The sequence below is a fragment of the Streptomyces sp. NPDC050704 genome (assembly GCF_040654355.1).
GTDB lineage: Bacteria > Actinomycetota > Actinomycetes > Streptomycetales > Streptomycetaceae > Streptomyces.
In genome coordinates, this window is the sequence record NZ_JBFAHW010000183.1 from 1 (window position 1) to 13,826 (window position 13,826).

General features: G+C 67.7%; 15 protein-coding genes and 1 pseudogene. 7 read left to right on the forward strand and 9 right to left on the reverse strand.

Annotation, left to right across the window (positions count from 1 at the left end):
- Positions 1 to 120 precede the first annotated feature (120 nt).
- The 4 genes from AB0I18_RS48950 to AB0I18_RS48965 form a co-directional block, all read right to left on the reverse strand.
- Entirely contained in the window at positions 121 to 963 is an 843-nt protein-coding gene (locus tag AB0I18_RS48950; protein WP_363112333.1) for an alpha/beta hydrolase, read from the reverse strand.
- Between the two features lie 132 nt (positions 964 to 1,095).
- Positions 1,096 to 2,046, reverse strand: a complete 951-nt coding sequence (locus AB0I18_RS48955; RefSeq protein ID WP_363112334.1) for an alpha/beta hydrolase — start codon at positions 2,044 to 2,046, stop codon at positions 1,096 to 1,098.
- Positions 2,047 to 2,154: 108 nt separating this feature from the next.
- Complete coding sequence (locus AB0I18_RS48960) at positions 2,155 to 3,681, reverse strand: ubiquinol-cytochrome c reductase cytochrome b subunit (protein WP_363112347.1); 1,527 nt, start codon at positions 3,679 to 3,681, stop codon at positions 2,155 to 2,157.
- On the reverse strand, positions 3,647 to 4,018 hold the full coding sequence (locus AB0I18_RS48965; RefSeq protein WP_363112335.1) for a WhiB family transcriptional regulator: 372 nt from the start codon (positions 4,016 to 4,018) through the stop codon (positions 3,647 to 3,649). The genes AB0I18_RS48960 and AB0I18_RS48965 overlap by 35 nt, the downstream gene beginning before the upstream one ends.
- Positions 4,019 to 4,075: 57 nt before the next feature.
- Between AB0I18_RS48965 and AB0I18_RS48970 the strand changes: the two genes are divergently transcribed.
- Positions 4,076 to 4,996, forward strand: coding sequence for an RNA polymerase subunit sigma (locus AB0I18_RS48970; RefSeq protein ID WP_363112336.1), 921 nt, complete (start codon positions 4,076 to 4,078; stop codon positions 4,994 to 4,996).
- Between the two features lie 55 nt (positions 4,997 to 5,051).
- Here the strand turns inward: AB0I18_RS48970 and AB0I18_RS48975 are convergent, their stop codons facing one another.
- Complete coding sequence (locus AB0I18_RS48975) at positions 5,052 to 5,987, reverse strand: RNA polymerase sigma-70 factor (RefSeq protein ID WP_363112337.1); 936 nt, start codon at positions 5,985 to 5,987, stop codon at positions 5,052 to 5,054.
- 646 nt (positions 5,988 to 6,633) lie between these two features.
- On the opposite strand from AB0I18_RS48975, the gene AB0I18_RS48980 reads away from it, so the two are divergent.
- On the forward strand, positions 6,634 to 6,897 hold the full coding sequence (locus tag AB0I18_RS48980) for a hypothetical protein (RefSeq protein WP_363112338.1): 264 nt from the start codon (positions 6,634 to 6,636) through the stop codon (positions 6,895 to 6,897).
- A 342-nt stretch (positions 6,898 to 7,239) separates the two neighbouring features.
- Positions 7,240 to 7,833: a hypothetical protein gene (locus AB0I18_RS48985; RefSeq protein ID WP_363112339.1), complete on the forward strand. Its 594-nt coding sequence runs from the start codon at positions 7,240 to 7,242 to the stop codon at positions 7,831 to 7,833.
- Between the two features lie 353 nt (positions 7,834 to 8,186).
- On the opposite strand, the gene AB0I18_RS48990 is transcribed toward AB0I18_RS48985, so the two are convergent.
- Positions 8,187 to 9,542: an NAD(P)/FAD-dependent oxidoreductase gene (locus AB0I18_RS48990; protein ID WP_363112340.1), complete on the reverse strand. Its 1,356-nt coding sequence runs from the start codon at positions 9,540 to 9,542 to the stop codon at positions 8,187 to 8,189.
- 160 nt (positions 9,543 to 9,702) lie between these two features.
- Here AB0I18_RS48990 and AB0I18_RS48995 point away from each other — a divergent pair, with 160 nt between their 5' ends.
- Both AB0I18_RS48995 and AB0I18_RS49000 read left to right on the forward strand, forming a co-directional pair.
- Entirely contained in the window at positions 9,703 to 9,939 is a 237-nt protein-coding gene (locus tag AB0I18_RS48995; RefSeq protein WP_363112341.1) for a hypothetical protein, read from the forward strand.
- Between the two features lie 23 nt (positions 9,940 to 9,962).
- Positions 9,963 to 10,350: pseudogene (locus tag AB0I18_RS49000) on the forward strand (nitroreductase family protein).
- Positions 10,351 to 10,392: 42 nt separating this feature from the next.
- Here the strand turns inward: AB0I18_RS49000 and AB0I18_RS49005 are convergent.
- Complete coding sequence (locus AB0I18_RS49005; RefSeq protein ID WP_363112342.1) at positions 10,393 to 11,244, reverse strand: helix-turn-helix transcriptional regulator; 852 nt, start codon at positions 11,242 to 11,244, stop codon at positions 10,393 to 10,395.
- Between the two features lie 153 nt (positions 11,245 to 11,397).
- The gene (locus tag AB0I18_RS49010) at positions 11,398 to 11,685 is read right to left on the reverse strand and encodes a hypothetical protein (RefSeq protein WP_363112343.1); all 288 of its coding nucleotides are present in this window, start codon (positions 11,683 to 11,685) and stop codon (positions 11,398 to 11,400) included.
- Between the two features lie 7 nt (positions 11,686 to 11,692).
- Between AB0I18_RS49010 and AB0I18_RS49015 the strand changes: the two genes are divergently transcribed.
- The gene (locus AB0I18_RS49015) at positions 11,693 to 12,061 is read left to right on the forward strand and encodes a TetR family transcriptional regulator C-terminal domain-containing protein (protein ID WP_363112344.1); all 369 of its coding nucleotides are present in this window, start codon (positions 11,693 to 11,695) and stop codon (positions 12,059 to 12,061) included.
- Between the two features lie 102 nt (positions 12,062 to 12,163).
- Here the strand turns inward: AB0I18_RS49015 and AB0I18_RS49020 are convergent, their stop codons facing one another.
- Positions 12,164 to 13,054, reverse strand: a complete 891-nt coding sequence (locus AB0I18_RS49020; protein ID WP_363112345.1) for a LysR family transcriptional regulator — start codon at positions 13,052 to 13,054, stop codon at positions 12,164 to 12,166.
- Between the two features lie 76 nt (positions 13,055 to 13,130).
- Between AB0I18_RS49020 and AB0I18_RS49025 the strand changes: the two genes are divergently transcribed.
- The coding region (locus AB0I18_RS49025) for a hypothetical protein (RefSeq protein ID WP_363112346.1) at positions 13,131 to 13,826 on the forward strand (696 nt) is incomplete at its 3' end.

The following is a 13,826-nucleotide window of genomic DNA, read 5'->3' on the forward strand; positions in this document are numbered from 1 at the left end:
GCCATCCGCCGGCGCCTGGGCGAACCCTGCGACGACGTCCAGCTCTGCGTCACGGAGTTGGTCGGCAATGTGGTCCGGCAGCGACGTCGCGCCACCCCGCACGTCTTGGCCGACGATCGGTCAGCGGACCGTCCGTGCCGCCTCCTGGATGATCTGGGCGACGTCATGGGGCCGGGAGACGCTCACGGCATGCGATGCCCGGACTTCCACCGTCTGGGCCTGGGCCCGCTTGGCCATGAACGTCTGGGCCTTCGGGGGGATGTTGAGGTCCTCGGTGGCCACCAGGACCCAGGACGGAATGGCCTTCCAGGCAGGTTCGCCGGCACTCTCCTCCAGCGCCGCGCTGGTCACGGGACGCTGGGTGACCGCCATGATGCCGGCGGTGCTCTCCGGGACGTCGGCGGCGAACTGGTGGTGGAACTTGTCCTGTTGGATGTAGAGATCCGCGCCCTGAGAACCGTCGGGCAGGGTGATCGGAACCGGGCGCAGGGCTTCGCCCAGCGTGCTGCCGGGGAACTTGCCCGCCAACTCGCTCGCGCTCTCCCCCTTCTCGGGGATGAAGGCGGCGATGTAGACCAGCGCCTTCACGTTGTCGGCGCCATGGGCGGCGTTGCTGATGACCGCTCCGCCGTAGGAGTGTCCGGCAAGCACGACGGGCCCGTCGATACTGGCCAGGAGTTCCTTGAGGTAGGCGGCGTCGCTGCTCAGCCCGCGCAGCGGATTGGCCGCGGCCACCACCGGGTAGCCGTCACGCTTCAGCTTCTTCACCACGTCGTTCCAGCTGGTGGAATCGGCGAACGCTCCGTGGACGAGCACCACGGTCGGCTTGCGGGTGTGCGGCGACGATCCCTTGCCCGCACTCGCCGGGGCGACCGACGTGGCGAGGAGCGCAGCGGCAACGCCGACCGTCGCTATGAGGGAGAGCGGCGTGCCGGCACGCCGGTGGAGAGAAGGACGGTTCATGAGAGGACCTCTCGACGCGGTTGTTGGTTCAGTTGTGTCCGGCTGGACGGATCGGCAGGGGTTCGGGCAGTCGGCTCTCGCACACCGAGCGGTGTGGAGTGGGCCGTACGTGAACTGCCCTGCGGTCGTGGCTCACTTGGAGTGGAGCGCCGTACGCAGGGTGCGAACGGCCTGTTGTATCGTGGCCGTGGAAGCGTGCGTGGACCGAATGGGGTTCAGCATCATGAAGTCGTGCAGGGTGCCGTTGTACCGGATGCTGGTGGTCGGCACGCCGGCCTCCGTCAGCTTGCGGGCGTATGCCTCACCTTCGTCCCGCAGGACGTCGTTCTCGTCGACGAGAACGAGCGCGGGCGGCAGTCCCGCCAGCTCGGCCGGGTCGGCCCGCAGGGGTGACGCGGTGATCTCGGCGCGCTGGGCCGGGTCCGTGGTGTAGCAGTCCCAGAACCAGGCCATGGCCTTCGCGGTGAGGTAGGGGCCGGCCGCGAACTCCCGGTAGCTGTCGGTGTCCTGAGCAGCGTCCGTGACGGGGTAGTACAGCGACTGGTGCACGAAGGACACGTCACCGCGCTGCTTGGCCATGATGGTCAGCGCCGCGGTCATGTTGCCGCCGACGGAATCGCCGGCCACGGCCATGCGAGAGGCGTCCAGGTCTTCCTGGGCGCCCTGCTTCGTAATCCACTGGGCCGCCGCGTACGCCTGCTCGATGGCGACCGGATACTTCGCCTCCGGGGAACGGTCGTACTCGACGAACACCACGGCGGCTTTCGCTCCGACGGCCAGCTCGCGCACCAGGCGGTCATGGGTACCGGCATTGCCGATGACCCAGCCTCCGCCGTGCACATAGAGGACGACCGGCAGCGCGCCCTCGGCATCGACGGGCTTGACGATGCGTACCCGTACGTCGCCGACCTCGGCCGGCACCGTGACCCACTTGTCCCGCGCGTCGAGTTTCTCGATGGGCGCCGCCTGCAGATCGTCGAGGACCTTCCGAGCACCCTGCGGACCGAGCTCGTACAGGTAGGGCGGCTTGGCCGTCGCTTCCGCGAGCATCTGGGCCGCAGGTTCAAGAATCGGCTTGTCCACGGTTGTTCTCCTTCTCTCGGCGGGCCGGTGTGACGCTTTCACCCCTATGACAGGACACCTGTCGATGGTGTGACATGTATCGAAAGACGATCTTTTCCCACACATGTGTCACTGTCGGCGCTCGCCGGTGATCTCCTTGTACTCCCGAGCGGTGGGCTTGCGGATCTGCGTGCCCTGCCCGTAAAGACCTCGGCTGAGTCTGCTCCGCAGCCGCTGGGTCCTCGGGAGCCTGCCGTTCACACCCTGTTCGCTGCCCGGCAGGGCAAGGGGCGTGTACTGCTCGTGCGCCGTGAGCGCGTGCAGCTGTTGCCGGCTGAGCGGTTCGTGCACCTCCACGTACTCACCGTGCGGCAGACGTTTGATGACGCCCGTCGCGCGACCGTGCAGTACTTTGTCGCGGTCGCGTCGCTGGAGGCCGAGGGCCCACCGTTTGGTGACGACGTAGACGGCGAGCGGGACGACGAAGAGACCGATGCGGACCGCCCACGTCACAGCATTGACGGAAAGATGAAGATGGGTGGCGATCAGGTCGTTCGCCGCGCCGATCAACGCCACCAGATACACACTCAGCCATGCGGCACCCAGCGCGGTGCGCACGGGTCGGTTGCGTGGTCTGTCGAGAAGGTGCTGTTCTCCGTCGTCGCCCGTCAACCAGGCCTCGATAAAGGGATATGCACCCATGGCGAGGAAGAGGCCGACGCCCACCAGCAGCGGAACGAGGTTGTCGAGCGCGAGGGTATGGCCCCAGAAACTGATCTCCCAGCCGGGCATGACCCGGAGGAAGCCGTCGGCCACGCCCATGTACCAGTCGGGTTGCGACCCCGCCGAGACCTGGTCCGGCCGATAAGGACCGTACTGCCAGATGGGGTTGATCTGCGCGACGGCCGCGATGAAGAAGATCACGCCGGAGACCAGGAAGAAGTATCCAGTCGACTTGACGACATATACCTGAAACGGCATACCGACGATGTTCTTGTTCGTGCGCCCGGGCCCGGGGTACTGCGTGTGCTTGTGGCGGACGGACAGGGCCACGTGGGCGACGATCAGCGCCACCATGAGGGCAGGGATCACCAGAACATGGATGGTGTTGAAGCGAGCCACCAGGTCATCACCCGGGAACTCTCCGCCAAAGAGGAACATCGACAGATAGGTGCCGACGATCGGCACGGAGAGGATCGTTCCGTTCACGACGGCGAGCCCGGTTCCGGACAGGAGATCGTCCGGCAGGTCGTATCCGGTCAGTCCTCCGAACATGGCCAGGATCAACAGTGAGAAGCCGAGCACCCAGTTGATCTCGCGCGGCTTGCGGAACGCACCGGTGAAGAAGACGCGCATCATGTGCACGAACACACCGGCAACGAAGATCAGCGCCGCCCAGTGGTGGGCCTGCCGGATGAGCAGGCCGCCACGGACATCGAAGGAGATGTGCATGGTCGAGTTGAATGCCTCCGACACCAGCTGACCCTGCAGAGGGGCATAACTGCCCTCGTATATCACCTGCTCCGACGACGGGTGGAAGTAGAAGGACAGGTACACACCGGTGAGGACAAGGATGACGAAGCTGTACAGGCAGATTTCCCCCAGCATGAAAGACCAGTGATCAGGAAAGACCTTCCGCATGGTGGCTCTGGCCACGCCGCGGTAACCCAGCCGTCCCTCTGCCCAGTCGGCGATCTTCTCCCCTCTGCGTCCTTGCTGTGGTTCGACCGGTTGATCCTTGCTGCTCATCTTTCACCCCTCGTTCCATGGCGGGGGTCCGTGAACTGCTGTCTCCTATATGACCAACCAGTCGGTGACGGTGTGACATACCGTTGCGATGCGGCCGGCCGACCGGTCTGGGCCGTACACAGTGTTTCTGCCACTGTGTCGTTCCCTCCACGGGATCAGCCCTGATAGCCGAGTTCAGGCATTTCTCCATCACAGGGCAACGGCGACAGACAGCCTTCGCCTGATCTTGAGGGCAGAGTGTCACAAGATCTACGTCTGCCCGGTCAGGAGTATCAAGCGCACGAGAAAGAGTGGTTGGCGTATGAGTGATGCCGGTGATGGGGTGCCGATCGTGGAGTTGTTGGACGAGCGGCGGCTTTTGTTGGATGTCGGGTATTGGATGTTGGGCAGTGGGTGTGCGGCTGAGGGTGTTGTGGCGGAGGTCTACCGGCGTTGGTATGAGTTGCCGGACGCGGTGCGGGGGCGGATCTCGGTGCCGCGGTGCTGGCTGGTGAGGGTGGCGGGGGGTATCTGTCTGGCGCGGCTGGCGTTGCCGGGTGGGCAGGAGGGTGACGGCCGGGCGCTGGACCGGGCCGACGGCGACAGCGGGACCGGGACCGACCGCGAGGCGGAGACCAAGACGGGGTCGGGGGGTGTGTTGGAGGAGGAGGTCAGTGCGGTGTTGCTGGGTGCGCTGGACGCGTTGAGTCCGGTTGAGCGGGCGGCGTTCGTGCTGAATGACGTCTTCGGTATGGCGCCCGGTGTGATCGCGGACATTGTGGGGCAGGCCGAGTCCGAGGTTGCCGAACTGGCCGATCGTGCCCGGCGTAGTCTGCGGGTGCGTCGTTCACGTGCCACCACACCACAGCAGCATGACGGTGTGGTGCGTGCGGTGCGGCAGGCCTGTGTCACGGAGGACGCCGCGTTTTTGGCGTCCCTGCTGGCTGCCGACGCCACGGTGTTCTTCGACGGCGGGGGCAAGGTCCGTGCCCTGAGCAAGCCCGTGCACGGCAGTCGGCAGGTCGCGCACAGTCTGCTGACGCTGCTGGCCCGACACCCACGCACCACGTTGCGGACCCACTCCGTCAACGGCCGCACCGGACTCGTGGTCCGCTACGACGATCAAGTGGCCGCTGTCATCAGCCTCGACATCGACGGCGACCACGTCGTACAGGTATGGGTCACCCTCAACCCCGACAAACTCCGCACCTGGAACCAACCGGACCCCGGCACACACCCTTGACCCGGCCCGAGGGCCGCTTTCTCGCGAGGAGAACGGCAGAGAGGACTTGGCGCGGTTACCGCGCATCCTCCTCCGTTTCGGCGGTCCACTCGGAGCGAGACCCCGACTCGAGGAACGCGGCGATCTTGCTCGGGGTGAACACCCACATCACCTGGTGAATGCCCGCTTCGGAGACGCCTACGGTCATGAAGGTCGCGGGTTGCCCGTCCCGGTAGATCATCACGCCGGCCCGCCCGTTGGCCTGGACCGGCCGGACGTCCGCTGTGGGCCAGAACCACGAATTGGCAGTCGACAGGTTCGCCACCCGGGCGCGGCCGAGAACGGGGACACGAGCGGCGCCACGCAGACCGTTGCCGTCGGACAGACTGACGGCGTCCGGCGTGAGGAGAGCCTCCAGCGAGGCGATGTCTCCCGTTTGTGCCGCCGCGACGAAGGCCTCGAGGAGCCGTCGGTGCTCCGCCGTGTCCACGGTCTCCCGTTCCCCGGCCGCCAGGTGCTTACGGGCCCGGCTCACGATCTTCCGCACGTTGACAGGGCTGAGCTGAAGAATCTCGGCGATCTCGGCATAGGCGTAGTCGAACGCCTCTCGCAGAACGTAGGCAGCCCGCTCGGTGGGGTTCAGCTTCTCCAGCACGAGGAGCAAGGCCATTTCGAGAGCCTCCGCCCGCTGCGCGCCCACCTCCGGGTCGGAGCTCGTGTCGATGGGCTCGGGCAGCCACGGGCCGATGTAGGTCTCACGTCGCACACGGGCGGACTGGGCCACGTTGATGGCCAGACGAGTGGTCGCACTCGACAGGAACGCCGCCGGGCTGACCACTACCGAACGGTCCGTCTTCTGCCAGCGCAGCCATACTTCCTGGACCACGTCCTCCGCCTCGACCGCACTTCCGAGCACGCGGTACGCGATGCCGAAAAGGCGCGGCCGGAGCTCCACGAAGACAGCGACGGCCTGGTCCAGAGTGCTTTCCGTGGGGGACGACTCGAGATGCATGATCCTGCTGTCTCCGTTCCTCCGGGAGTCGGTGCTGCTCAGTGGAGTGATCATGCGGCCGCCGCGTGACGGACCGCCCCGCCGGCGGCCTCCTGGGCGTGGCCGTTTCGGCCATCGGGCTCTCCAGGTCCGGCCGGCCGACTGCCGCAAAGGCTGTGGTCGCTGAAAGTCACGGCTGCTCCAATCGCATCTGCATTCATTGACCACGCCCGCCCCCGTTCTGTGACAGGTTCGCCATGACAAGTTGTTGTGACAACAGATGCGGAGTCACGGCCGCACCTGTGCCGGTGTTGTTTTCGTGCCCGCCACCTTCTCACGCAAGCCGACAATCAGGGGCAAAGATCACAATTTTTGTTAAGACAGTGGCAATTGGCAGCCGCTGTTGTCGAATGCACCGCGGAGGCAGCGATGTGTTTCGAGGGCTCATCGTGAGTACGGCGGAGGACTACCGGCGTCGGACGGGGCTGTCACAACTCCCTCGGCTGCTCGGTCAATGCGGGTGGGACCCGTGCAGCACCCGTTCGAGCCCACTCGCGGCGCCGGCCGCGCGACCGGCGCGGCCGAGTCGTACGGGTTCCTCCGCCCGCCATCCGCCGCCAACTCCCGTTTCGTGAAACCCCGGGCTTGAGCCGAAGAAAGACGCAAGATGCCCCGAAACTCCGACCAGCACCCCGATCCCGCCACCGCCAGTGTTTCTCTGGCAGCCGAGGCCGCCCTGCTCGAGGCTCGTCTGCGCATGCTCCAGGAGGCGCTCGACACGGTCGACGCCCGGATCGAGGCGGTCTCCGAAACACTGCGGCAGTTGCGCCGTGCGACGCCGCCGGGGGCCGGCGAACAGGAGGATTGCGGCGGCTCCTCCGGCGAGACGACTTCGCTCCTCACTCCGACCGCGCATCCCAGGAGTGGTTGACGTACTCCTTTGCGTGCGGGCCCTGACCGGGCAGGCGCCCGGATTCTGTCGATGACGCAGTAGCTTCGCGGGGTGTTCCTCCACCGCGACCAGCACCTACCCGTTGCGTACGCTGCGCAACAGTGGCAACAATTGGTACGATAAAGTTTCTTGCCACAACATCACAGGAATTCGGAGTACGGCCGCCCCTTCGGGAAACATGTGGTCGATGGGCCCATCTTTGTGCGGAGTGCGCTCCTGCATATGATGGCCTTGAGGTACCCATCCCGGCGTTCGGGCCGAGCGGAACCGCTGGTGAGCCGGGTGCGAACGGGCAAGAAGGGTTGAGGGTGAGAGGAACACATGGTCTCGGCAACTCGCGCAGCGCACAACATTGAGATCACCACTGAGAGCCTCCAGGAGGACCTGGCCCGACTGGAGGTCCAGAAGCAGGCCCTGGAGAGGGAACTGGCCGCGGTCGTGGCCCATCTCGGCTCCGTCCAGCGGGCCCTCAGCGCCCTCGAAGTCCTGATGCTCGACCCGGCGGCCTCAGCGGGCACCGCCCGTACCGCGGCAGAGACCGGACAGCGCCAGGCCGCGGCACCCGCAGAAGCGCAGACGGACGTCGCTCCTTCAGGGCCCGCCGGTGTCGTGCCGAAGGCGGAACCCCGTGTCCGGCAGTCGAAGAGCCGGCAGGGCGCGGGGAAGCGGGTTTCCCGCGGGTCCCGCGCAGAGGCGGACCAACAGCGGGACTACGGCAAGCTCACCGGGCAGATCCTGGACTACTTCGCCGGGGTCGGCGACGCCGACGTGCGTGCTCGCGATGTCGCGGCGGCTCTGGGACGCGATACCGACAGCGGGAGCATCAACGGGGTCCGGAGCACACTCGACCGCCTGGTCGGCACGTCCCGTATTCGTCGAACCGGCCGGGGGCTCTACCGCGCCAAGCAGTCCTGAGGGAGAACGAACGGGCAGCGGCAGGCGCCACCGGCCCGACGCGCGACACATCATCGGACACAGCTCCGGACGCCGACTCGCGGGGGATCGAGTGGCGTCCGGAGCACCGCACCTGCTCCGTTCCGGTCGCAGGTGCCGAGGGGCGTTCCGGACACCTTCCACGGGGACCGTGTCGCACGATGCCCGAAACACTGTGAACATTGTATCAAACGTTGTTGTTTCGCCGAACCCGCGTATGCGGCCGTCTCCGCACCGATCGGAAACAGTGTCATGGCATGTTTCACACTGTCTTGAGCGCCCTCCACAGCCTCCCTGCTGTCCGCGGCGCCGGGGTGTTCCTCGTACCCGATTTCTCATGCGGCGGTGTGATCGTTGGCCCGGCTCTCCTCGGGACCCTGCGGGTCCCCGCCGGCGACGAACGCGTCCCGCGGGTGCTGCACGGAGGCCAGTGAGACGAGATCCCGGCCGAACAGTGCGGCGGTGAGCCAGACGGTGAGCACCCGGACCTTCCGCTCCCAGGTGGGCACGGCCAGTACGTGGTAGCCCCGGTGCATCAGCCACGCGAGGAAGCCCTTGATGACGATCCCCTTGTACTGGAAGATTCCTCGCCCCAAGCCCAACGTGGCCACCACTCCCAGACTGCTGTGACGGTAGTTCCGGACCCTGCCTCCCCGCAGATCGGCTGCGATGTTCTTCGCCAGACGCCTGCCCTGCCGTACGGCGTGCTGAGCGTTCGGCACCGTACGTGCCCCCGCTACCGGCGAGGCCAGATCGGGTACGGCCGCGTCGTCTCCGGCCGCCCACACGTCCGGTACCGGATCACCGTCGGTGCCCACCCGGAGGTCCGCCCGGACCACGAGCAGGCCACGCTCGTCGATCGGCAGGTCCGCGTGTCGGCGTACGACGGGGTTCGAGGCATTGCCGGTGGTCCAGACGATCAGTGCCGAGTCGAACTCCGCGCCGTTGGAGAGCACGACGTGCCCGCCCTCGGCGGAGATGAGTTCGGTGTTCAGGTGCACGTGCGCGCCGCGGCGTTCCAAGGAGCGCACCACCCAGGCTCCGGGTTTGTCGCTCACCTCGGGCAGAATCCGGTCCCGGGCCTCCACCAGGTGGAAGGACAGATCGTCGAAGCTCAGTTCCGGGTAGGCCTTGAGCATCGCGGTGGCCAGCGACAGCAGTTCGCCGAAGCCCTCGACCCCGGAGAACCCGCCGCCCACGAAAGTGACCGTGAGCAGCCTCTGCCGCTCGGCGCCGGGCGGCATCGACGCCGCCTGGTCGAACGCGGTCAGCAGGCGGTCGCGGATGGCCACCGCCTCTTCCACGTGCTTCAGGCCTATGGCCTGCTGCGCCAGTCCGGGTATGGGAAACGTACGGGTCACGGCGCCGGCGGTGACCACAAGGATGTCGTAGTGCAGTTCGTAGCCTGCTCCGTTCACCGGTTGGACGGTGACCGTCCGGTCTGCGTGTCGGATCTCGGTCACGCTCCCCGCGATCAGCCGGGTGGTACGCAGATGCCGGCGCATCGAGACGGCGGCATGGCGTGCCTCGATCGACCCCGCCGTCACCTCCGGCAGGAAGGGTTGGTAGGTCATGTACGGACGCGGGTCGACGACCGTGACCCTCGCTTCTTCCTTCCGCAACGTCTTCTCGAGGCCCCACGCAGCGTAGAAGCCCGCGTAGCCGCCACCAACGATCAGGATCTCACGCATGGTTGCCTCTCTTCTTTTGTCCGTCAGCAGGTAGACAGGACAGAGTCGGCCGTTGTGACAGCGGAACCACCACCTCGGGTGCGGTCGGCCGCCCGGGGACGCCTCCCCCTTCGCTCTTGGTCTGCTACTGCGCCGGGCACACTTGCGCGCGGCCACGGTGATGACCGAGGCGCTTCGACCGCACGGCATCGAGCTGCGGCACTTCGCCGTACTGATCGAGCTGGTCGACCGCGGGCCCACCTTCATCACACCTCAGGGGGTCGCGCTCTTCCACGCAGTCCACGTTGCGGCGGAGCCGCTGGCCGAGCGTCTGATCGCCGAGTTGGTGTCCGGTGAACCCGAGCAGCTGATGGACCTGTTGACCCGGTTCGCCTATCCCGCGGGGGACGACGCGTAGGCGCGTCCGCGTGCCGACGGGCAGTGCGCGGGTTCACCCGGCCGGCCTGTCCCGAGAGAGGTTCTGGAACGTGTACTGGCTGCTGCGGCCTGGGCACCTCCGGTTCGAACCTCCAGCCGTGGCACGCCTGCGTGTTGACCGGCAGCCCGTTGGCCGAACTCAAGAAGCGCGTCGGCGAGCGCGTGGCCGCCGGCGATGCCTGGGACGAGCGGGAGTACGAGATGTACCCGCCCGCACTGAAGTCCCCGTACCGTGAACGCCGTTCCGTCTTCGGCGAGCAGCGTTACGGCGCCCCCGGACGAGCTCATCCTCTTCTGCGGTATGTCGATCGGCTTCGAGGACGTCACGGTGGATTACGCCCGAACGGGTCGGGCACCGCTCGACGAGACCGTCACGTTCGTCGAGGAGTGAGCGTGCAACTCTTGGAACCAGCGGAATGCGGCGGGGCGTTGCTCAGCCGGTCACGTCCATGCGCTGCGTGCCGATGACCGACAGCAGACGCAGTGCCTCCTCGGACGGGGAGCCGGGGGCGGCGGTGTAGATCACGACCTGCTGGTCCCGGTCGGAGATGTCGAGGACGTCGCAGTTGACGGTGACCGGGCCGACCAGCGGGTGCTGGAAGGTCTTGCACAGGGTGCGCCCCGCGTTCACGTCGTGGGAGGCCCAGAGCCGGGTGAACTCCTCACTTCCCGCGAGGAGTTCACTCACCAACTCGGTCACCTCGGGATCGTCGGGGTACCGGGCGGCGGTGGCGCGCAGGCGCTGCGCCGAGGTGCGGGCGAACAGGTCCGCGTCCGACACCCCGTACAACCGCCGCCCCTGCGGGTGCGGCCCGAGGAAAACGCGGCGCACAAGGTTGCGGTCGCGCCGCGGCAGGGCGGAGAAGTCCTCCATGAGGGCGGCCGCCAGATCGTTCCAGGCGATCACCTCGTACGCCGCGGACGTCACGATCGCCGCCGCCTGCGGCAGCCGGTGCAGCAGGTCGAGGATGCTCTGCCGCACCTCCCGCGAGGGCCCGGGCGGCGGGCCGGGCGGTGCGCCGGCGAGGTGGTGGAGGTGATCGTGTTCGGCGTCCGACAGGCGCAGGGCCCGGGCCAGCCCGGCCAGCACCTCGTGTGACGGGCGCGGGCCGCGGGCCTGCTCCAGCCGCGTGTAGTACTCGGTCGAGATGAATGCCAGCTGCGCCGCCTCCTCGCGTCGCAGCCCCGGGGTGCGGCGGCGCGGTCCGGCGGGCAGCCCCACCTCGGCGGGGGTGATCCGCTCGCGCCTGCTGCGCAGGAAGGCCGCCAGTTCTTGTCGGTCCACTCCCCCAGTGTGCGCGAGTGTCACGGAGCCGGTGTTGTTTCGGCACCCTTCTCTTCTGCTCCTCCACGTCGCCGATGGCGCGCCACACAGGTCATGTATGCCGCCCGAGGTCCCGATGACAGACGTGTCGGTGCCGTTCCAGTGCGCGGCCGGTCATCGGAAGCCGTTGCAGTATCCCTCCTGGAAGGCGGCCCAGAAGTCCTCGTCGATTCCGGTGTCGACGAACGAGTTCCAGTTGGTGTGGGCGACGAGTTGGTCACGGCCGTCGCGGCTGTTGAGGGCGAAGGTCAGGTACCCGGGGGCGCTGCCGCCGTGGCCGTACGCGGGGCCGCACTCGGTGGCGTAGACGTAGACACCCAGGCCGTAGGCGAGAGCGGGCGGGGCGCTGCCGGTTGCGGGGACCGTGTCGGTGAACCGAGGCGAGGCCGAGGGCCGCACCATTGCCGAGATGCTGCGGCAGGCGTTGGCCGAGCTGATCCCGCTCGACGACGCCCGCCGCGCCGAGTTCCTGGTCCGTCTCGCCTTCGCGGACCAGGCCGCACACAACGACCGCCTTGCCGCCGTCCAGCGAGAGACCCTTGCGGTCATCCGTTCACGCGTCGCCCAGGCCATCGGCAATGGCACGGAGTGCGGCGAGGTCGCCGAGGGTGTCGACGCCGCCGGCCAGGCCCTGAGGATCGTCGCGTTTACGGAAGGGCTCGCCCTGCACACACACATCGACCCCGACGGCACACCGGAACCGGCAGCCCTCGCGGCGCTGGACGAGCACCTCGGCCACGTGTTCACCGGACCCTGCCGACGTGCACAACGCGGCTAGCGTGCGGCGGCGGATCCACCAGGCGCTGCGGGCAGCCAGGCCGAGGGCGAGGGCCAGGTGGTAGGTGCCGGTCCTGGAAGTCGAGGTGGTGTGGGGTCTCGGTCATTGGGTGGCCGCCAGGAGGGCTGCTGCGAGGAGTGCGGGAGGGCCGTCCACCGCGTTGCTGTGCAGGACTTCGGTGCGGTGTATCAGTCGTGGTGCGGAGATGAGGACCGCGCTGATGCCGGGTATGCCGTCGATCGTTGGTTGGGGCAGCAGAGCGAGTCCATGGCCTGTGGCGCTGAGGACGACGAGTCCGCGCACGTCGGTTCCTTCGTAGCGCAAGGATGCGCGATAGCCGTCGGTTCCGCCGGCGGTGCGCAACTGTGCGAGCGGGATGGCGGTGTCGGGTGCGTCGATCCAACGGGCGTCGGCGAGGTCGGTCAGGCGGAGGCTGGTCCGGCCGGCCAGCGGGTGCTGAGCGGGCAGCGCGACGGCCAGCGGTTGCTCGGTGACGGCCAACGCCGTGAGTGGGCCGACGTCGGGGAGGTGGAGTGGGTCGTTGGGCGCGGCCATGCCGTCGACCAGGCCGAGGTCCAGGGCCGCGGTCGCGACTTTGTGGGTGATGGCCTCGCGGCCGAGGACACGCACCGTCACCCCCAAAAGGGGCTGCGTCTGACGCATGTCCGCAAGCGTCCCGGTGAGCTGTGGCGTCATGGCCAGCGGTGAGGCGCCGATGACGATGCGGGAGGCGGGTGCTGCGGTCAGGCGCGCGATGTCCGCGCGGGCGGCGTCCAGTCGCAACAACAGCGGCCCGGCGTGCTCGAGCAGCCGGGTGCCGACGGCCGTCGCCGAGACCGGACGCCGCCGCAGCAGGACTGCTCCGAGGTCGCTTTCGAGTGCGGCGATGTGCTGGGACACCGCCGACTGGGTGTAGCCCAGTTCGCGGGCCGCTTCGGAGAAGGAACCGCAGCGTGCCACGGCCACGAACGTGCGAAGAAGGTGCGGATCCATGTCCATCAGTATCGCTAATGGAAGGGTCACGGATCATCGTTGGTGCTGAACTCGGTTGTCGGCGCAGGATGTCCGCATGCCTGAGCCTTTGAATGTTTCGACAGCCCGTGTCGCGCTGGTGGGCGACCGTTCGCCCAGCGTGCGAGCCCACGCCCGTGTCCCCGGTCTTCTCGACGCGCTGGCCCGGCGCGACCAACTGGTCCTGGACGCGTACTGGGTCCCGACCCAGGACGCGGAATCCGCCGGCGCCCTCACCGGGTTCGATGCCATCTGGTTGGTGCCGGGCAGCCCGTATCGCAGCGAAGCCGGGGCGATCGCGGCGGCCCGCACCGCGCGTGAGCAGGGGATCCCGTTTCTGGGCACCTGTGGTGGCTTCCAGCACGCGGTCCTGGAGTTCGCGCGAGACGTGTGCGGGCTCTCCGGCGTTGACCACGGAGAGAATCAACCGGAGGCGGACGACTTGCTGATCGTCCCGCTGGCGTGCTCCCTGGTCGGTCACGAAGGCGCGGTCAAGGTAGAGCCAGGATCGCTGGCGGAGCGTGTCCTGGGAGCTGAGCGGACTGTCGAGCGGTACCACTGCTCGTATGGCCTCAAGCCGGGCTATCTGGATGTGCTGCGTGCGCACGGACTGCGCTTCAGCGGCGTCGACGAGGCGGGTGACGTGCGTATGGCCGAGCTGCCGGGCCATCCGTTCTTCCTCGCCACCCTGTTCCAGCCGGAGCTCGCGGGAGACGGCACCCGGCCCCACCCGATCATCCAGGCGTTGGCCGCG